Source organism: Domibacillus enclensis (assembly GCF_900156125.1).
Lineage (GTDB): Bacteria > Bacillota > Bacilli > Bacillales > Domibacillaceae > Domibacillus > Domibacillus enclensis.
Map to the genome: position 1 here is coordinate 1 of NZ_FTLX01000013.1, position 18,685 is coordinate 18,685.

The 18,685-nt window shown below is 47.4% G+C and carries 22 protein-coding genes, 1 rRNA gene and 2 other annotated features; all 23 genes read left to right on the forward strand.

Annotation, left to right across the window (positions count from 1 at the left end):
* Positions 1 to 95, forward strand: a 5S ribosomal RNA gene (gene rrf / locus BW952_RS17790); the annotation flags it as partial.
* A 127-nt stretch (positions 96 to 222) separates the two neighbouring features.
* The gene (locus BW952_RS17795) at positions 223 to 684 is read left to right on the forward strand and encodes a CtsR family transcriptional regulator (RefSeq protein ID WP_045851824.1); all 462 of its coding nucleotides are present in this window, start codon (positions 223 to 225) and stop codon (positions 682 to 684) included.
* 14 nt (positions 685 to 698) lie between these two features.
* Positions 699 to 1,232, forward strand: coding sequence for a protein-arginine kinase activator protein McsA (mcsA, locus tag BW952_RS17800; RefSeq protein ID WP_045851825.1), 534 nt, complete (start codon positions 699 to 701; stop codon positions 1,230 to 1,232).
* A complete protein-coding gene (gene mcsB / locus BW952_RS17805) occupies positions 1,232 to 2,287 on the forward strand; it encodes a protein-arginine kinase McsB (protein WP_045851826.1) in 1,056 nt (351 codons plus the stop codon). Before mcsA ends, mcsB begins: the two co-directional genes overlap by 1 nt.
* An 18-nt stretch (positions 2,288 to 2,305) precedes the next feature.
* The gene (clpC, locus tag BW952_RS17810) at positions 2,306 to 4,744 is read left to right on the forward strand and encodes an ATP-dependent protease ATP-binding subunit ClpC (RefSeq protein ID WP_045851827.1); all 2,439 of its coding nucleotides are present in this window, start codon (positions 2,306 to 2,308) and stop codon (positions 4,742 to 4,744) included.
* Positions 4,745 to 4,806: 62 nt separating this feature from the next.
* Entirely contained in the window at positions 4,807 to 6,180 is a 1,374-nt protein-coding gene (gene radA, locus BW952_RS17815; protein ID WP_045851828.1) for a DNA repair protein RadA, read from the forward strand.
* Positions 6,181 to 6,271: 91 nt separating this feature from the next.
* A complete protein-coding gene (locus BW952_RS17820; RefSeq protein ID WP_045851829.1) occupies positions 6,272 to 7,354 on the forward strand; it encodes a PIN/TRAM domain-containing protein in 1,083 nt (360 codons plus the stop codon).
* 24 nt (positions 7,355 to 7,378) lie between these two features.
* Positions 7,379 to 8,074, forward strand: a complete 696-nt coding sequence (ispD, locus tag BW952_RS17825; protein WP_045851830.1) for a 2-C-methyl-D-erythritol 4-phosphate cytidylyltransferase — start codon at positions 7,379 to 7,381, stop codon at positions 8,072 to 8,074.
* A 5-nt stretch (positions 8,075 to 8,079) separates the two neighbouring features.
* The gene (gene ispF / locus BW952_RS17830; RefSeq protein ID WP_045851831.1) at positions 8,080 to 8,562 is read left to right on the forward strand and encodes a 2-C-methyl-D-erythritol 2,4-cyclodiphosphate synthase; all 483 of its coding nucleotides are present in this window, start codon (positions 8,080 to 8,082) and stop codon (positions 8,560 to 8,562) included.
* Between the two features lie 39 nt (positions 8,563 to 8,601).
* On the forward strand, positions 8,602 to 10,062 hold the full coding sequence (gltX, locus tag BW952_RS17835; protein ID WP_045851832.1) for a glutamate--tRNA ligase: 1,461 nt from the start codon (positions 8,602 to 8,604) through the stop codon (positions 10,060 to 10,062).
* A 31-nt stretch (positions 10,063 to 10,093) separates the two neighbouring features.
* Positions 10,094 to 10,317, forward strand: a binding site (T-box leader).
* On the forward strand, positions 10,288 to 11,031 hold the full coding sequence (gene cysE / locus BW952_RS17840; protein WP_076496370.1) for a serine O-acetyltransferase: 744 nt from the start codon (positions 10,288 to 10,290) through the stop codon (positions 11,029 to 11,031). (Overlaps the previous feature by 30 nt.)
* Positions 11,021 to 12,418, forward strand: a complete 1,398-nt coding sequence (gene cysS, locus BW952_RS17845) for a cysteine--tRNA ligase (RefSeq protein WP_045851834.1) — start codon at positions 11,021 to 11,023, stop codon at positions 12,416 to 12,418. Before cysE ends, cysS begins: the two co-directional genes overlap by 11 nt.
* The gene (locus tag BW952_RS17850) at positions 12,418 to 12,828 is read left to right on the forward strand and encodes a Mini-ribonuclease 3 (protein WP_094032005.1); all 411 of its coding nucleotides are present in this window, start codon (positions 12,418 to 12,420) and stop codon (positions 12,826 to 12,828) included. Before cysS ends, BW952_RS17850 begins: the two co-directional genes overlap by 1 nt.
* Positions 12,828 to 13,577: a 23S rRNA (guanosine(2251)-2'-O)-methyltransferase RlmB gene (rlmB, locus tag BW952_RS17855; RefSeq protein ID WP_045851836.1), complete on the forward strand. Its 750-nt coding sequence runs from the start codon at positions 12,828 to 12,830 to the stop codon at positions 13,575 to 13,577. The genes BW952_RS17850 and rlmB overlap by 1 nt, the downstream gene beginning before the upstream one ends.
* 2 nt (positions 13,578 to 13,579) lie before the next feature.
* Positions 13,580 to 14,089 (forward strand): NYN domain-containing protein, encoded by a 510-nt coding sequence (locus BW952_RS17860; protein WP_045851837.1) that lies wholly within the window; start codon positions 13,580 to 13,582, stop codon positions 14,087 to 14,089.
* Between the two features lie 102 nt (positions 14,090 to 14,191).
* Positions 14,192 to 14,809 carry an RNA polymerase sporulation sigma factor SigH gene (sigH, locus tag BW952_RS17865; protein ID WP_045851887.1) on the forward strand — a complete coding sequence of 206 codons (618 nt, stop codon included), beginning with the start codon at positions 14,192 to 14,194 and terminating at the stop codon, positions 14,807 to 14,809.
* A gap of 63 nt (positions 14,810 to 14,872) precedes the next feature.
* Positions 14,873 to 15,019, forward strand: coding sequence for a 50S ribosomal protein L33 (rpmG, locus tag BW952_RS17870; protein ID WP_045851838.1), 147 nt, complete (start codon positions 14,873 to 14,875; stop codon positions 15,017 to 15,019).
* Between the two features lie 32 nt (positions 15,020 to 15,051).
* Positions 15,052 to 15,237, forward strand: a complete 186-nt coding sequence (gene secE, locus BW952_RS17875; protein ID WP_045851839.1) for a preprotein translocase subunit SecE — start codon at positions 15,052 to 15,054, stop codon at positions 15,235 to 15,237.
* A 179-nt stretch (positions 15,238 to 15,416) separates the two neighbouring features.
* A complete protein-coding gene (gene nusG, locus BW952_RS17880; RefSeq protein ID WP_045851840.1) occupies positions 15,417 to 15,953 on the forward strand; it encodes a transcription termination/antitermination protein NusG in 537 nt (178 codons plus the stop codon).
* 166 nt (positions 15,954 to 16,119) lie between these two features.
* Positions 16,120 to 16,545 (forward strand): 50S ribosomal protein L11, encoded by a 426-nt coding sequence (gene rplK, locus BW952_RS17885; protein ID WP_045851841.1) that lies wholly within the window; start codon positions 16,120 to 16,122, stop codon positions 16,543 to 16,545.
* A 107-nt stretch (positions 16,546 to 16,652) separates the two neighbouring features.
* Positions 16,653 to 17,357 carry a 50S ribosomal protein L1 gene (gene rplA / locus BW952_RS17890; protein ID WP_045851842.1) on the forward strand — a complete coding sequence of 235 codons (705 nt, stop codon included), beginning with the start codon at positions 16,653 to 16,655 and terminating at the stop codon, positions 17,355 to 17,357.
* A 91-nt stretch (positions 17,358 to 17,448) separates the two neighbouring features.
* Positions 17,449 to 17,589 (forward strand) — a sequence feature (ribosomal protein L10 leader region).
* Positions 17,590 to 17,646: 57 nt separating this feature from the next.
* A complete protein-coding gene (rplJ, locus tag BW952_RS17895; protein WP_045851843.1) occupies positions 17,647 to 18,147 on the forward strand; it encodes a 50S ribosomal protein L10 in 501 nt (166 codons plus the stop codon).
* Between the two features lie 103 nt (positions 18,148 to 18,250).
* Positions 18,251 to 18,613 carry a 50S ribosomal protein L7/L12 gene (rplL, locus tag BW952_RS17900; RefSeq protein WP_045851844.1) on the forward strand — a complete coding sequence of 121 codons (363 nt, stop codon included), beginning with the start codon at positions 18,251 to 18,253 and terminating at the stop codon, positions 18,611 to 18,613.
* The last annotated feature ends 72 nt before the right edge of the window (positions 18,614 to 18,685 follow it).

The window sequence follows — 18,685 nt, forward strand, 5'->3', positions numbered from 1 at the left end:
GTCACACCCGTTCCCATCCCGAACACGGCAGTTAAGCTCTTCAGCGCCGATGGTAGTTGGGGGTCTCCCCCTGTGAGAGCAGGACGCCGCCTGGCAATGACAAGACAACTTGAGAAATCAAGTTGTCTTTTTTGTGTGTTTAAAAGCAAATTCTTTGCAATAAAACAGCTCTTTCCATTATAATTATCGTCAAATATAGTCAAGGTCAAGGTGGGGAATTCAATGAGAAACGTTTCTGATATTATTGAACAGTATTTGAAACAAGTACTCGAGCGTAACGGAAGCGAAATTGTTGAAATTAAACGAAGTGAAATTGCGGATAAATTTCAATGTGTCCCTTCTCAAATAAACTATGTGATCAATACTCGTTTTACAATTGAGCGTGGATATATTGTAGAAAGCAAACGGGGAGGCGGCGGCTATATCCGGATCATTAAGGTGACCATCCATGAGCAAAGTGACTTACTGGATCAGCTGCTCGCCCTTGTAGGTGTAAGACTTTCACAGGCAAGTGCAGAAAATGTGGTGTATCGGCTTCTAGAAGAGAAGGTAATTTCCGCTCGGGAAGCGAAGTTAATGGTAGGTGTAATGGAACGCTCAGTCCTAAACGCTGAACTGCCTGAACGTGATGAGTTAAGAGCAAGAATGATGAAGTCGTTTTTAGTATCCCTTAAATATATATAAGGCAGGTGGATGGTGTGATATGCCAGGAATGCCATGAGCGGCCGGCTGCTCTTCATTTTACGAATACAGTAAATGGACATACAACAGAAGTTTATTTATGTGAGCAGTGCGCCAATGATAAAGGAGAAACGTTATTTAGTGGTCATCCCACTTTCTCTTTAAACAATTTGCTCAGTGGATTATTTAACCCTGATGCTCATTTTTCAGCAAATCCTTCGCTTAACGAGCAAGAAACGCATTGTGAAAAATGCGGGATCACGTTTCAGCAATTTCTGCAGACAGGAAAGTTTGGCTGTGCACATTGCTACAAATCGTTTGATTCAAAGCTGGTGCCTATTTTAAAACGGCTTCATGGCGGCAATACTGTTCATCATGGAAAGATTCCCGCTCGGATGGGCGGTGCTCTTCATTTGCAGAAAGAACTGCAGTCGCTGCGTGAGCAGCTTCAGGAAATGGTAGCAGGTGAGCATTTTGAAAAAGCTGCAGATGTTCGGGATCAAATTCGCGCATTAGAAAAGCAAGTGTCGGATGAAGGAGGCGGCGGGTAATGTCACTGGAGCGGTTTATCAATCAGCAAACAAGTGCCTGGATGAGTGGAACCGGACCTGATTCCGATGTAGTGCTCAGTACACGTGTCCGCTTGGCGCGTAATTTGGATAATACGATGTTCTCTACCGTGTTCGGATTGGAAGAAGCTCAGCGAATAGTGGAAGAAATTCAAGAGGCATCTGCCGAAACGTTAGCACTGGAGCTTTTGAAAATGGAAGATCTGTCTCCTCTTCAAAAAAGAGTCCTCGTGGAAAAACATTTAATCAGTCCGTTTTTGGCGGAAGCTTCTTTATACGGAGCTGCATTCATATCCGAGCAGGAGGACGTCAGCATCATGGTGAATGAAGAGGACCATCTTCGGATTCAGTGCCTTTCTTCAGGCCTCCAGCTTCAGGAAACATTAAATAAAGCCAACCGAATTGATGATGTGATTGAAGAAAAGGTGCAATATGCATTTGATGAGAAAAAAGGGTATTTAACAGCTTGTCCGACAAATGTGGGCACGGGTCTGCGGGCCTCGGTTATGATTCATCTACCTGGCTTAGTTATAACCCGTCAGATGAACCGGATTATTCCGGCCATTAGTCAATTGGGACTTGTTGTTAGAGGAATTTACGGGGAAGGCAGCGAAGCTTTAGGGAACATCTTTCAAATTTCCAATCAATTGACGCTTGGGAAATCAGAAGAAGACATTATCAATGATCTGGACAGCGTGGTGCACGAGCTGATGTCGCGCGAGCAGTCTGCCAGAGACGCACTTATGCAAACGTCGCCTGTGCGGCTGGAGGATCGTATTTACCGGTCATATGGAATTTTGTCCAATAGCCGGATCATTGAAACAGCAGAAGCATTTCAATGTTTGTCCGATGTTAGATTAGGGATTGATTTAGGGTATATCCATGATATATCAAAAAGCATTTTAAACGAGCTGATGATTTTAACGCAGCCAGGCTTTCTGCAGCAATACGCGGGAGGACCGCTTCGAGCAGAGGAGAGGGATATTCGCCGGGCAGCATTGATCAGGGAGCGCTTTGAGCTAGATGAAACGAATTGAGATAAGGGGGAAATGGATATGATGTTTGGACGTTTTACAGAGAGAGCGCAGAAAGTATTAGCACTGGCACAAGAGGAAGCAATTCGGCTTGGCCACAATAATATTGGAACAGAACACATTTTACTCGGCCTCGTTCGTGAAGGCGAAGGAATTGCGGCAAAAGCCCTTTACGGCTTAGGGCTAAGCGCAGAAAAAATTCAAGAAGAAGTAGAAGAATTAATCGGTAAAGGCGACGGGGCATCGAAAACCGTTCACTATACACCTCGTGCAAAGAAGGTAATCGAGCTTTCCATGGACGAAGCGAGAAAGTTAGGCCACTCTTATGTAGGAACAGAGCACATTTTACTCGGCTTGATTCGTGAAGGCGAAGGGGTTGCGGCACGCGTGCTCGGCAATCTCGGTGTCAGCTTAAATAAAGCGCGTCAGCAGGTGCTGCAATTGTTAGGCAGCAACGAGTCAGGCAGTGGGCAGGGAGGCCAGGCTTCTAATGTCAGCACGCCGACGCTTGATGGCCTTGCACGTGACCTGACAGTTATTGCCCGCGAAGGAAGCCTTGATCCGGTTATTGGCCGCAGCAAAGAAATTCAGCGAGTCATTGAAGTGCTGAGCCGCCGGACGAAAAACAATCCTGTTTTAATTGGTGAACCAGGGGTTGGGAAAACGGCGATTGCGGAAGGGCTTGCCCAGCAGATTATTAACAATGAAGTGCCGGAAACACTCCGCAACAAACGAGTGATGACACTTGATATGGGAACGGTAGTCGCAGGCACGAAATACCGCGGTGAATTTGAAGACCGTTTGAAAAAAGTGATGGACGAAATTCGCCAGGCAGGCAATATCATTTTGTTTATCGATGAATTGCATACATTGATTGGGGCTGGTGGAGCAGAAGGCGCTATCGATGCCTCCAACATTTTAAAACCATCGCTCGCCCGTGGTGAACTGCAATGTATCGGTGCGACAACACTGGATGAGTACCGCAAGTACATTGAGAAGGATGCTGCACTAGAGCGCCGTTTCCAGCCAATTCAAGTTGATGAGCCAACGCTTGATGAGTCGATTCAAATCTTAAAAGGGCTGCGCGACCGTTATGAGGCGCATCACCGTGTAGCGATTTTGGATGAAGCGATTGATGCAGCGGTGAAAATGTCAGACCGTTACATTTCCGACCGGTTCCTGCCGGATAAAGCCATTGATTTAATTGATGAAGCGGGTTCAAAGGTTCGTCTTCGCTCTTTTACAACACCGCCGAACTTAAAAGAGCTGGAAGTGAAGCTCGAAGCCTTAAAGCATGAGAAGGATTCTGCGGTGCAAAGCCAGGAATTTGAAAAAGCGGCTTCACTGCGCGATGCGGAGCAAAAGCTGCGTGAAGAGCTGGATCAAACGAAAAATAGCTGGAAAGAAAAGCAAGGTACTGAAAACAGTGAAGTGACGATGGAGGATATCGCCATGGTCGTGTCCAGCTGGACTGGCATTCCAGTATCAAAATTAGCGCAAACGGAAACCGACCGTTTGCTCAATTTGGAAGAAATTCTTCACTCCCGCTTAATCGGGCAGGAAGAAGCGGTTACGTCGATTTCAAAAGCAGTTCGCCGAGCACGTGCAGGCTTGAAGGATCCGAAGCGGCCAATTGGCTCATTTATTTTCCTCGGCCCAACAGGCGTCGGGAAAACAGAGCTTGCCAAGGCGCTGGCGGAATCCATGTTCGGCGATGAGGATGCGATGATCCGTATCGATATGTCTGAATACATGGAGAAGCATTCGACTTCCCGTCTCGTGGGATCGCCTCCAGGATATGTAGGGTATGAAGAAGGCGGCCAATTAACAGAAAAAATCCGCCGCAAGCCGTATTCCGTTGTCCTGCTTGATGAAATTGAAAAAGCGCATCCGGATGTATTCAACATTTTGCTGCAGGTGCTTGAAGACGGTCGTTTAACAGACTCCAAAGGCCGGACGGTCGATTTCCGCAACACGGTGCTGATCATGACGTCAAACGTTGGCGCACAGTCGCTGCAGAAAAATAAATACGTCGGCTTTAACATTCAGGACGGTGCGCAGGATCATAAGGATATGAAAGGCAAAGTCATGGAAGAATTAAAACGCGCTTTCCGTCCGGAGTTCTTAAACCGGATTGACGAAATCATTGTGTTCCATGCACTTGAAAAGAAACATTTAAAAGAAATTGTCACACTGATGGCCGATCAGCTGACGACCCGCTTGAAAGAGCAGGATATCAATGTTGAACTAACGGAAAAAGCGAAGGAAAAAATAGCGGACGAAGGCTATGATCCAGAGTACGGAGCACGCCCGCTCCGCCGGGCTCTTCAAAAACAAGTGGAAGACCGTTTGTCGGAAGAGCTGCTGAAGGGCAATGTGCTGACTGGCCAGCAAGTCGTTGTAGATGTAGATGACAAAGGAGAATTTGTTGTCCGCACAGCAGCGGGGTCAGCCTCTTAACAGAATCAAATTTATCCAGCGGGTCTTTAAGACCCGCTGTTTTTCATTGAAAGGAGATTATTGTGGCAAAAGCAAAAACAAAATTTGTCTGCGGTGCATGCGGCTATGAATCCCCGAAGTGGATGGGAAAATGTCCGGGCTGCGGTCAATGGAATCAGATGGTAGAAGAAATGGAGATTACCGGAAAGCCGAAACGGACGACGTTTGCTCATTCAGACACCGTTATGGCAAAGCCTTCTCGCCTCGCAGATGTGGAAACTGCGCAGGAGCCGCGTGTCGAAACAGATTTAAATGAGCTGAACCGCGTTCTAGGCGGAGGAGTGGTACCGGGCTCTCTTGTTTTAATAGGCGGTGATCCGGGTATTGGAAAATCCACCCTTCTCTTACAGGTGTCATCACAGCTTGCCTCAAAAGCAAGCAATGTTCTTTATATTTCCGGTGAGGAGTCGGTGAAGCAAACGAAAATGCGGGCGTCGCGGATGGGCATCAATGATCAAAGCTTATACATTTATGCAGAAACAAATCTGCAGCTCATTCACTCCGCGATTGAGAACATGAAGCCGGAGTTCGTCATTATCGATTCCATTCAAACCATCCATCATCCGGAAGTCACATCAGCACCCGGCAGCGTTTCGCAGGTGCGTGAATGTACAGCTGAGCTAATGAGGATCGCCAAGATGAACAATATTGCGATCTTTATTGTTGGTCACGTAACGAAGGAAGGCGCGATTGCCGGACCGAGGCTGCTTGAGCACATGGTGGACACGGTCCTTTATTTTGAAGGAGAGCGGCATCATACGTACCGCATTTTACGGGCGGTGAAAAACCGGTTCGGCTCCACCAATGAAATGGGCATTTTTGAAATGAAGGAAGCAGGTCTTGAAGAGGTGGCGAATCCGTCTGAAATTTTCCTGGAAGAACGGACGAAAGGGACATCCGGATCGACCGTTGTCGCTTCGATGGAAGGAACAAGACCGGTGCTGGTTGAAATTCAAGCGCTCGTTTCTCCAACCGTTTTTGGAAATCCGCGAAGAATGGCGACAGGGATTGATCACAATCGTGTGACGCTGATCATGGCTGTGCTGGAAAAAAGAGTCGGGCTGCTCCTGCAAAATCAGGATGCGTATTTAAAAGTGGCAGGCGGCGTCAAGCTGGATGAACCGGCTATCGACTTAGCAGTCGCAGTCAGCATTGCGTCAAGCTTTCGAGACGAGCCGACAGGAGCCTCTGACTGTTTAATTGGCGAGGTGGGCCTGACAGGTGAGGTAAGGCGCGTATCAAGAATTGAACAGCGCGTAAATGAAGCAGCGAAGCTCGGGTTTACGAGAGTGATTGTCCCGGCGAACAATATCGGAGGATGGACAGCGCCGGCGGGGGTGGATATCGTTGGGGTTTCAACTGTAAATGAAGCGTTAAAAACGGTTTTTGGCAAATAAATCATGGAACAAATTGTATTCGAGTCTCGTATTAATAGCGCGGGGCTCGAAACGTGTTTATAATAAAAAGAATAAGGAGGTGAAACAAAACATGTTAAAGCGTCTTGTACAGGGTGGGTTCATTATTTTAGGCGGTACGCTTGGCGTATTTCTTCTTTCGGACTTATTCCTTTATTTTCATCTCGATCATCCATTCATTAATAACCCATATGTCACAGCGCTTTTAGGAGCTCTTCTTTTCTACCTGCTTACGTTTTGGGCAGTAGATTACATCGTGGAGTTTATTAAGTGGATAGAAGACCGGATTGTGAATGCGCCGCTGACGGATATCGTCACAGGCGGTCTCGGGCTGCTTATTGGCTTGCTTGTCGCTATGCTTGTCGGTATTCCGCTATCACAGCTTCAGCTGCCGATCGTGAATACTGTCGTGCCCATTCTTCTAACGATCGGCCTTGGCTATCTCGGCTTTCAGTTTGGGTTTAAGCGGCGCGATGAATTAACGTCTCTTTTTTCATCGAACAAAGCAGCGAAGCGGAAAGAAGGACAAGTGGAAGAAGTGTTGCCAGCGCTGCCGTTAAAGTCCTTTAAAATCCTCGATACGAGTGTCATTATCGACGGGCGGATTGCTGATATTTGCGAAACCGGCTTTTTGGATGGAACGATTGTTATTCCTCAATTTGTTCTGGAGGAACTGCAGCATATCGCCGATTCTTCTGATACACTAAAGAGAACGAAGGGACGCCGCGGTCTGGATATTTTAAACCGGCTTCAGAAGGATGTCCCGATTGATGTGGAAATGACGGAAAAAGATTACGAAGATGTGCATGAAGTGGACTCCAAGCTGATTAAGCTGGCGAAGGACATCGGCGGCATCGTGGTGACGAATGATTTTAACTTGAATAAAGTATGTGAGTTCCAGAAAGTGCCGGTGCTTAATATTAATGATCTAGCGAATGCAGTGAAGCCCGTTGTTATTCCGGGAGAAGAAATGCATGTGCTTGTGATTAAAGATGGGAAAGAACAGCGTCAGGGCATTGCGTATCTCGACGACGGCACGATGATCGTTGTGGAGGATGGCCGTGATTTCATCGGCAAGCAAATCGACGTCATTGTCACCAGCGTTCTTCAAACATCTGCCGGACGAATGATTTTTGCGAAACCAAAGCATGCATGATAAGAAAGGAAAGGGTTTAAACGAATGGACTATTATGTCGTGATTCCGGCTGCCGGAAAAGGAAAACGAATGAAAGCAGGGATGAATAAGGTGCTTCTCGAATTAGAAGGGCAGCCGCTTATTATTCATACCCTCGCTGTTTTTGAAGCAGACGTTTTCTGCAAGGGGATCGTGTTATCTGTTCATCCAGATGAACGAATGGAGTTTGAAAAGCTGCTGGCTGCGCACCGGATCACCAAAGTATGTGCGTTTGCAGACGGCGGTCAGGAACGGCAGCACAGCGTTTACAGCGGCTTAAAATCGCTCCCGCCGGAATCAGACATTGTCCTCGTTCACGACGGGGCAAGACCGTTTATTACCACTGAAACGATCGGCATGCTCGTCGAAAGCGCCCGTTTAACAGGGGCGGCCATTGCAGCGGTGCCTGTGAAGGATACGATCAAAAAAGCGGAAAGCGGCACAGTCACAGAAACAGTTGCAAGGGCAAGCCTTTGGTCCGTTCAAACGCCGCAGGCTTTTCAAAAGCAGGTCCTGCTTGAGGCACAGCAAAAAGCGGAAAAAGAGAGCTTTTTAGGAACCGATGAATCATCACTTGTGGAGCGAACCGGCTATCCGGTTCAAATCGTTGAAAGTGATTATGATAACATTAAATTAACAACGCCGGAGGATTTATATTTTGCCCGGGCGATTATTGCAAAAAGAAATGAAAGTCAGGTGTAAGGATCATGTTTCGAATTGGACAAGGGTTTGACGTTCATCAGTTAACGGAAGGGCGGCCTTTAATTATTGGCGGTGTCACCATTCCGCACGATAAAGGGCTGCTCGGCCATTCGGATGCGGACGTTCTGCTGCATACGGTAGCCGACGCGTGTCTCGGGGCGATTGGCGAAGGAGACATCGGCCGTCATTTTCCAGACACGGATGAAGCATTTAAAGACGCGGATTCAGCGAAGCTTCTCGAGCATGTATGGAAGTTAGTAAAGGAAAAAGGCTATGAGCTTGGGAACATCGATTGTACCATTATCGCTCAAAAGCCGAAAATGGCCCCGTATGTTGGCGCGATGCAGGAGCGGATTGCTGCGCTGCTTGAAGCGGAGAAAGAACAAGTGAATGTAAAAGCAACAACGACGGAAAAGCTAGGGTTTCCAGGACGGGGAGAAGGCATTGCTTCGCAGGCAGCCGTTCTGCTGGTGAAAAGAAACGGATAAACGGAATCAAAGGCAAAACAGCATCGGAGGAAAAAGGTTATGACAAACAGTGTACGCGTTCGTTACGCGCCAAGCCCAACCGGCCATCTGCATATTGGGAATGCACGGACAGCGCTATTTAATTACTTATATGCCCGCAATCTGGGCGGCTCGTTTATTATTCGGATTGAAGATACGGATCAAAAGCGGAATATTGAAGGCGGCGAACAAAGCCAGCTGGACTATTTAAAGTGGCTTGGCGTGGAGTGGGATGAAGGCCCGGACGTCGGCGGCGAATATGGTCCTTACCGCCAGTCTGAACGCAATGATTTGTATAAGCAATATTATGAGCAGCTTCTGGAAGAAGGCAAAGCATACAAATGCTACTGCACAGCAGAAGAGCTTGAGGCAGAGCGTGATGCGCAGCAGGAGCGCAATGAGATTGCCGGCTATTCGGGGAAATGCCGCAACTTGACGAAAGAAGAGCAGTCTGCGCTTGAAGCGGAAGGACGCCGTCCGAGCATCCGTTTTCTTGTTCCTGCGGGTGAAGCGATTGTTTTCAATGATATAGTGAAGGACGAAGTATCGTTTGATTCTGATGGCATCGGCGGCGACTTTGTCATTGTGAAGCAGGACGGAACGCCAACGTATAACTTTGCAGTAGCGGTTGACGATCACTTAATGAAAATGACGCATGTTCTTCGTGGGGATGACCATATTTCGAATACGCCAAAGCAGCTGTTGATTTACAAAGCACTCGGCTTTGAGCCACCGGTATTTGGCCATATGACACTTATCGTTAACGAAAACCGTAAAAAGCTGAGCAAGCGTGATGAGTCCATCATTCAATTTATCGAACAGTACAAAGATCTTGGCTATTTGCCGGAAGCTTTGCTGAATTTTATTACCCTACTCGGCTGGTCGCCAAAGGAAGAGCAGGAGATCTACACGAAAGAGCAGTTTATTGAGCAGTTTGATGCAGACCGCCTGTCGAAATCACCGGCTTTCTTTGATAAGCAAAAGCTTCTCTGGATGAATAACCAGTATATGAAGGAGCAGCCGGTAGAGCGTGTGACGGAGCTGGCGCGTCCGCATTTGGTGAAGGCTGGCTTGATCGAAGAAACGCTTTCAGCCGAACAGGAGGCATGGGTCACAGACCTTGTCGGACTTCTTCAGGAAAAAATGAGCTGCGGTGCGGAAATTGTCGAATTGTCTGAGCTGTTTTTCAAAGAAGAACTTGCCTATGAGGGCGAAGCGAAAGATGTCCTGGCTGAAGAGCAGGTGCCGGAAGTCTTGCGGGCATTTGCCGAAAAAGCAACAGCGCTCGATCCGTTTGAAGCAGACGGCGTGAAAAAAGCGATGAAAGAGGTTCAAAAAGAAACCGGCCATAAAGGGAAAAAGCTGTTTATGCCGATTCGGGCTGCGGTAACCGGGCAGACACATGGACCAGACCTTCCGAAAGCAATTGAACTGCTGGGCCGTGAAAAAGTGCTGACCCGCTTAAAGGCTGTTCTTGATTAAACGGCGGACCTGTATATAATAGAACATATAGTAAAAAACGTTGAAGAGGAAAAGTATGCGGCAGATGCCTTTCAGAGAGAACCGCCACGGCTGCGATCGGTTCAGGCCCCTCTGTCCGCAGAAGTGCCCCTCTGAGTCTGCGGCTGAACAAAAGTAAGCAGCAGCGGGTTAACACCCGTTATCAATTTGGAGTTGGGAAGACGGCCAGGCCGTTTTTCAAACAGAGTGGAACCGCGTTTACAAAACGTCTCTGTCTTTCAGAGGCGTTTTTTTATATGCCTGAAAAAGGGTTTGGAGAGGAGTGCGAGAAGCATGTTTCGTGTGTTAAAGCAGGACATCGATACTATTTTTGAGCAGGACCCGGCAGCAAGAAGCTATTTGGAAGTGATCTTAACGTATTCAGGTCTTCATGCGATCTGGTCGCACCGGCTTGCGCACGGCTTTTACAAGCGGAAATTTTATTTCATTGCCCGTGTGATTTCACAGATCAGCCGGTTTTTTACCGGCATTGAAATACACCCCGGCGCCCGCATCGGCAAAGGGCTGTTTATTGATCATGGCATGGGCGTCGTCATCGGGGAAACGTGTGAAATTGGTGATAACGTGACGCTTTATCAAGGAGTGACGCTCGGCGGGACCGGAAAAGAAAAAGGAAAACGCCACCCGACGGTTTTAGACGGCGCTCTGATCGCAACAGGCGCTAAAGTGCTGGGCTCGATTACCGTTGGCGAATGCGCGCGGGTTGGGGCAGGCTCGGTCGTCTTAAAGGATGTACCGGCTAACTCAACCGTCGTCGGCATTCCGGGACGCATTGTCGTCCAAAACGGAAAGAAGGTCGAACCGGCTGTGAAGGATTTAAACCACAGCAATATGCCCGATCCAGTTGCTGACCGGCTGAAGGGGCTTGAAGCAGAGATTGAGCGATTAAAAGAAGAAATCAAGAAAGGGGACCGTACGAATGTCCGTTAAATTATACAATACACTGACGCGTAAAAAAGAAACGTTTATCCCGATTGAAGAAGGCAAAGTAAAAATGTATGTGTGCGGCCCGACCGTTTACAATTACATTCATATTGGCAATGCCCGTCCGGCTATTGTGTTCGACACCGTCCGCCGCCACCTTCAATACCGTGGATATGACGTAATGTACGTGTCGAATTTTACGGATGTGGACGATAAGCTGATCCGTGCAGCGAACGAACTCGGTGAAGAAGTGCCGGCTGTTGCGGAACGGTTTATTGAGGCGTATTTTGAAGACACCGAGGCACTCGGCTGCCAGAGGGCGGATGTACACCCGCGTGTAACGGAAAACATTGAACTCATTGTGGCATTTATTTCAGAGCTTGTGAACAAAGGGTTTGCTTACGAGTCGGGTGGCGATGTGTATTACCGGACGCGCAAATTCGACGGCTACGGGAAGCTGTCTCATCAATCGATTGATGAATTAAAGGTAGGGGCACGGATCGGGGCTGGAGAGAAAAAAGACGACGCGCTCGATTTTGTTTTATGGAAAGCGGCAAAGGAAGGGGAAATTTCCTGGAGCAGCCCATGGGGAGAAGGGCGTCCGGGCTGGCACATTGAATGCTCGGCTATGGCGCGCAAATACCTCGGTGATTCCATCGACATTCATGCCGGTGGACAGGATCTTGCCTTCCCTCACCATGAAAACGAAATTGCCCAGTCAGAGGCGCTGACGGAAAAACCGTTTGCCCGCTACTGGCTGCACAATGGCTACATTAACATCGACAACGAGAAAATGTCGAAATCACTCGGAAACTTTGTGCTTGTGCATGACATTATTAAAGAAGTTGACCCGCAGGTGCTCCGCTTTTTCATGCTGTCGGTTCACTACCGTAATCCGGTCAACTATAATAGAGAGCTTCTCGACAGTGCTGCTGCCTCGCTCGACCGGCTGAAAATTGCGTATGATAATGTGAAGCATCGGAAAGCATCCAGCACGGATCTCACGGAAAATAATGACCAGTGGCTGGAGAAGATCGAGGCTCATCATACGCGTTTTCTTCAAGAAATGGATGATGACTTCAATACTGCAAATGCGATTTCCGTCCTGTTTGATTTGTCAAAAGACGCCAATGTATATTTACTGGAAGATCATACCGCAACAGCTGTTCTGGATGCGTTTTTGTCGAAATTTGAAGATATGTTTTTCGTGCTCGGTCTTCAGGTGAAGCAGGAGGAGCTTTTAGACGAAGACATTGATGCGTTAATTCAGGAACGAAACGAAGCGCGGAAAAACCGCGACTTTGCCCGTGCAGACAGCATTCGCGATCAATTAAAGGACATGAACATTATTCTTGAAGATACAGCACAGGGCATCCGGTGGAGACGCGGATGATGAAGCAGCTGGCTGAACCGATGAAGGATGCACGGCAGTTAAACGGCTTGGCGCTTGCGTACATGGGAGATGCTGTGTATGAAGTGTACGTTCGGAAATTCTTATTGGAATCCGGGCGGGTCAAGCCGAACGATCTTCACCGCACGTCGACAAAATTCGTGTCTGCTAAAGCACAGGCCGCACAGCTTCACCGGCTGCGGGAAATCGGCTTTTTAACGGAAGAAGAAGTGACAGTAGCCAAGCGCGGCCGGAATGCGAAGTCTGGCCACGTGCCAAAAAACACCGATGTTCTGACCTACAATCACAGCACGGCCTTTGAAGCGGTGATCGGGTTTTTATTTTTAACCGGACAGCTTGAACGAATGGAAGCCATTATACACGACATCTTAGAGAACGGAGGAGCGATCTAATGACACAGGAGCAGGAATGGATTGGCGGACGAAACCCGGTCATGGAAGCATTGCGGGCGGGACGCGACATAAACAAGCTATGGGTGCAGGAAGGTGCACAAAAAGGATCGATTCAGCAAATTTTAGCCAAAGCAAAGGAGCTCGGCATCCCGGTTCAAACCGTGCCAAAGCGGAAAATTGAACAAATGGTGCCGGAAAACCACCAGGGAGTGGCGGCGTCTGTCGCTGCTTACCAGTATGCAGAAATCGACGACTTGTTTGCGAAAGCGGAAGAAAGCGGGCAGCCGCCGTTTTTCCTCCTGCTGGACGAGCTGGAGGACCCGCATAACCTTGGATCGATTATGCGGACAGCAGACGCAGTCGGCGCACACGGCATCATTATCCCGAAACGTAGGTCGGTCAGCTTAACGGCCACAGCAGCTAAAGCCTCTACGGGAGCGATTGAATACATTCCCGTGGCACGTGTAACGAATCTCGCGCGTACGATCGAGGAATTAAAAGAGCGCGGTGTATGGATTGCCGGAACGGATGCAACGGGTGCGGAAGATTACCGCCGCTTTGACGGTACGATGCCGCTTTGTCTGGTCATCGGAAGTGAAGGCCGGGGAATCAGCCGGCTTGTGAAGGAAAAGTGTGATTTCTTGATTCAGATGCCGATGGTCGGCCATGTAACGTCATTGAATGCATCGGTTGCGGCATCATTGCTTATGTACGAGGTATACCGGAAGCGTCACCCGCTGGAGAACTGACGATGGAGATTCTTCTCGTCGACGGTTATAACATGATTGGTGCCTGGCCGGAGCTGCGTGCGCTGAAGGAAAAAGACTTCGCCGGAGCACGCGACCGGCTCGTCACACTGATGGCCGAATATCAAGGTGCGCACGGGTGCCGGGTGATTATCGTCTTTGATGCCCACTTTGTAAAAGGCACGGAGAAAAAGTTTCGTGATGCCCGGGTGGAGGTGATCTTCACCCGTGAAAACGAAACGGCAGATGAACGGATTGAAAAAATGGCGATCGAATTAACAAATGTTCGGGACCAGGTGACGGTTGCCACTTCAGATTACACGGAGCAATGGGCCGTTTTTGGACAGGGCGCTCTGCGGATCTCGGCGCGGGAACTTTTAACAGAGCTTTCGATCACACAAAAAGCCATCCAAAAAAACCTTGGTGAAATTGGCTGGGACAAGCCCCAGGCCCGCATTTCACTCAGCAAAGAAACAGCGGAAATGTTCGAAAAGTGGCGCCGGGGAGAAAAATGAACCGTTGACGTAGAAAAAATTGGTACTGTATACTAATCCTAGCGAAGTTTGACAAGCGGAGGGGGATGTGTAAGCGTGAACCGTTCGATAAGTGCAGGAACGATGGAGACATTAAGTGATGAGCAATTGGTTGAGCTTGTGCACAGCGGCAACAGTGAAGCCCTCGATTTTGTCATTCATAAATATCGGAATTTCGTCCGTGCCAAGGCCCGCTCCTATTTTTTAATTGGAGCCGATAAAGAAGATATTATACAAGAAGGCATGATTGGGCTGTATAAGGCCGTTCGCGATTACAAAGGGGACAAGCTCAGTACGTTTCGTGCGTTTGCAGAGCTGTGCATCACCCGGCAGATTATTACAGCCATTAAAACGGCAACGCGTCAAAAACATATCCCGCTTAATTCCTATGTTTCCCTGGATAAGCCGATTTACGATGAAGAATCAGACCGGACGCTTATGGATGTGCTCACGGGCACGAAGGCGAGCGACCCGCAGGAACTGATTATTAACCGTGAACAGTTTACGAGTATTGAAGGAAAAGTGAATGAGCTGCTGAGTGATTTAGAGCGACAGGTGTTAGCGCTTTATCTGGACGGGCGCTCGTACCAGGAAATTTCTGAAGAATTAAACCGCCACGTGAAATCAATCGATAATGCTCTTCAGCGGGTAAAGCGGAAGCTGGAGCGCTACCTGGAATTCAAAGAAATTACCATGCAGTGAATACTTGACGATATACCGCTTTCAATGGTACGTTTAAAGAATTGAAATGGTAAGGTGATTAAGATGGCGAAAAAAGTGCCGCTTGCGTGCTCTGTATGCGGAACGCGCAACTACTCAACGACGGCGAATACAGCCAGCGGTGAGCGCCTTGAAATAAAAAAATATTGCGGTGTCTGCAATCAGCATACTGTGCATAAACAGACGAAATGACACCGGCGCATTTCTTTTGGAGGTTTCAGCAAATGTCACGCATTACACAATTTTTCCGTAACGTGCGTTCTGAAATGAGCAAGGTCAGCTGGCCGAAACGAAAAGAGCTCACGACGTATACGATCACGGTCGTAACGACAGTAATCTTTCTGGCTCTTTTTTTCTCGGTTGTCGATCTCGGCATTTCAACGCTTTTACGCTGGGTTTTAGCGCTGTAAAGGGCTCGTTGGAAAATTACTTGAATACAGTCTGTTTTTTCCGTGCTATAATAAGAGTGGAATGAAACACTCATATTGTGAAACTTAAAAGCCCGTTTAACGGGTTTTTTCATTTGGCTGAAAAATGAATCGAAGCGTATTTTTATAAAAAAAGGAGGGAAGGACACAAGTCCCTTTCTATGGAAAAAAATTGGTATGTAGTTCATACGTATTCAGGCTACGAAAATAAAGTAAAAGCAAATCTAGAAAAACGCGTGGAGTCAATGGCGATGCAGGACAAAATCTTCCGCGTGATCGTACCGGAAGAAGAAGAACGCGATATTAAAAATGGCAAAGAAAAAATCACGAAACGAAAAGTATTCCCTGGGTATGTGCTGGTTGAAATTGTTATGACCGATGATTCATGGTATGTCGTTCGGAATACACCTGGGGTCACCGGGTTTGTTGGTTCAGCTGGTCACGGCTCCAAGCCGACGCCGCTTTTGCCGGACGAGGTTACATCAATCCTGAAGCAAATGGGAATGGAAGACCGTCGTCACGACGCGGACTACGAGCTGGGTGAAACCGTCATCGTAAAAGATGGGCCGTTTGCAGACTTTGAAGGCACGGTGGAAGAGATTGATCAAGACAAAGGCAAGCTGAAAGTGCTGGTGAATATGTTTGGCCGCGAAACGCCGGTTGAGCTTGATTTTGACCAGGTCAATAAATTATCCTAAAAAACAGGTTGAAATGTTAGTTGAAAAATGTTACTATTTCTTAGGTCAGTACGTCTCGTACTGGGTAAGAATTATTTTATAATCATCTTTATTCAAATAAAGATAGACAAGAGTGGGAGGGGCAAAGCCCCATGTACCACATCACGGACTTAAGGAGGTGTGTCTCGTGGCTAAAAAAGTAATTAAAGTCGTAAAACTGCAAATTCCTGCAGGTAAAGCAAACCCTGCGCCGCCGGTTGGTCCGGCACTAGGTCAAGCTGGTGTTAACATTATGGGATTCTGTAAAGAATTCAATGCTCGCACAGCCGATCAAGCAGGATTGATCATTCCGGTTGAAATTTCGGTTTTTGAAGACCGTTCATTTACATTCATCACTAAAACTCCGCCTGCAGCTGTTCTTTTGAAAAAAGCAGCTGGTATCGAATCAGGATCTGGAGAACCGAACCGCAACAAAGTTGCAACGGTTAAACGTGATAAAGTGCGTGAAATTGCTGAAACAAAAATGCCTGATCTAAACGCAGCTGACGTTGAAGCAGCAATGCGTATGGTTGAAGGAACTGCCCGCAGCATGGGTATTGTGATCGAAGACTAATCAGTTGTCTGTTTTTTGGAGGTTGCGTGAGGAGTAGAAATACTTCGTGCGCAGCCTTTGTTTGTGGGAGGTAAATTCCGCTAAAACCACTAAGGAGGAAACATAAAATGGCTAAACAAGGTAAAAAGTTTCAAGATGCGGCGAAGCTCGTTGACCGCACGAAACAATATTCAGTAGAAGAAGCGATTGAGCTTGTAAAGAAAACAAGCACAGTGAAATTTGACGCAACAGTTGAGGCGGCATTCCGTCTTGGCGTTGACCCTAAAAAAGCGGATCAGCAAATCCGTGGTGCGCTTGTACTTCCAAACGGAACAGGTAAAACACAACGTGTTCTTGTATTCGCTAAAGGCGAAAAAGCAAAAGAAGCAGAAGCAGCTGGTGCAGACCATGTAGGCGACAGCGACTTCATCAACAAAATCCAACAAGGCTGGTTCGAATTCGATGTGATCGTTGCAACACCAGACATGATGGGTGAAGTTGGTAAATTGGGCCGTGTTCTTGGACCAAAAGGCTTAATGCCGAATCCGAAAACAGGCACAGTAACATTCGACGTAACAAAAGCGATTCAAGAAATCAAGGCAGGTAAAGTGGAATACCGTGTAGACAAAGCCGGTAATATTCACGTGCCAGTTGGTAAAGTATCATTCGAAAGCGACAAGCTGATCGAAAACTTTACAGCAATCTTTGATACAATGATGAAAGTAAAGCCGTCTGCAGCAAAAGGCGTTTACATGAAAAACATCGCGGTTACATCAACAATGGGTCCTGGCGTGAAAGTAGACGCAGCCTCTTTTACAGCAGTTAAAAACTAAGTTGACAACGTGATTCTTTTCTGATAGAGTATATTTCGTTGAGCTTACGCAAGGTGAGCACTAAAAGCATTCTTGCTTTTATCAACTTGATCACATATGTACATTTGTACCGTAGACAGCAGGGGCGTTCGCGCTTAATCATCCTGCCGAGGACTAACGAGATAGATTATGCGGCTTTTCCGCTTTTCGTGCCTCCATGTCTTCCGGGATATGGGGGCCTTTTCACGTCTGACGGTATTAAATGATGAACGATCCTTCGTTCAGACAAATTCTACAGGAGGTGTAGCAGATGAGCAGCGTTATCGAGAAAAAACAAGCACTTGTTGGTGAAATTGCTGACAAGCTTAAAAACAGCCCATCGACAGTCATCGTTGATTACCGCGGTCTTTCCGTGGCACAAGTAACGGAACTTCGTAAGCAGCTTCGTGAAGCAGGCGTTGAGTTCAAAGTATACAAAAATACAATGACTCGCCGTGCAGCTGAGCAAGCAGGAATCGAAGGACTTCAAGAATTCCTTACAGGTCCAAACGCAATCGCGTTCGGTGCTGAGGATGTAGTCGCTCCGGCGAAGATCTTGAACGAATTCGCTAAGAAAAATGATGCCCTTGAAATCAAAGCCGGTGTTCTTGAAGGCAACTTCGTATCTGTTGAAGAAGTTAAAGCACTTGCAGAACTTCCTTCACGCGAAGGTCTACTTTCAATGGTACTCAGCGTTCTTCAAGCGCCAATCCGCAACTTCGCTCTTGCAGCGAAAGCAGTGGCCGACCAAAAAGAAGAGCAAGGCGCGTAATACAAGAGAAAGAGGCTGTTTAAAAGCGGCTTAGGCAGCTGGCCTCTGGCACGAGATTCGAATGAAAAAACATTTTTAAAACACACTAAGGAGGAACAACAAAATGTCTAAAGAGCAAATCATTGAAGCAATCAAAGAAATGTCCGTTCTAGAATTGAACGACCTTGTAAAAGCAATCGAAGAAGAATTCGGCGTAACAGCAGCAGCACCAGTTGCAGCAGCAGGTGCTGGCGGCGGCGAAGCAGCAGCAGAAAAAACTGAATTTGACCTTGTTCTTAACGGAGCAGGCGACCAAAAAATCAAAGTAATCAAAGTTGTTCGCGAAGTAACAGGCCTTGGCTTGAAAGAAGCGAAAGAACTAGTTGATAACACGCCTAAAACACTTAAAGAAGGTATCGCGAAAGAAGAAGCTGAAGAGCTTAAAGCGAAACTTGAAGAAGTTGGAGCTTCTGTAGAAGTTAAGTAATTTCTTGATACAATGACACAAAAGCCCGCTGGATCTGCAGCGGGCTTTTGTTTGTTGAAAGGGGAATGAACG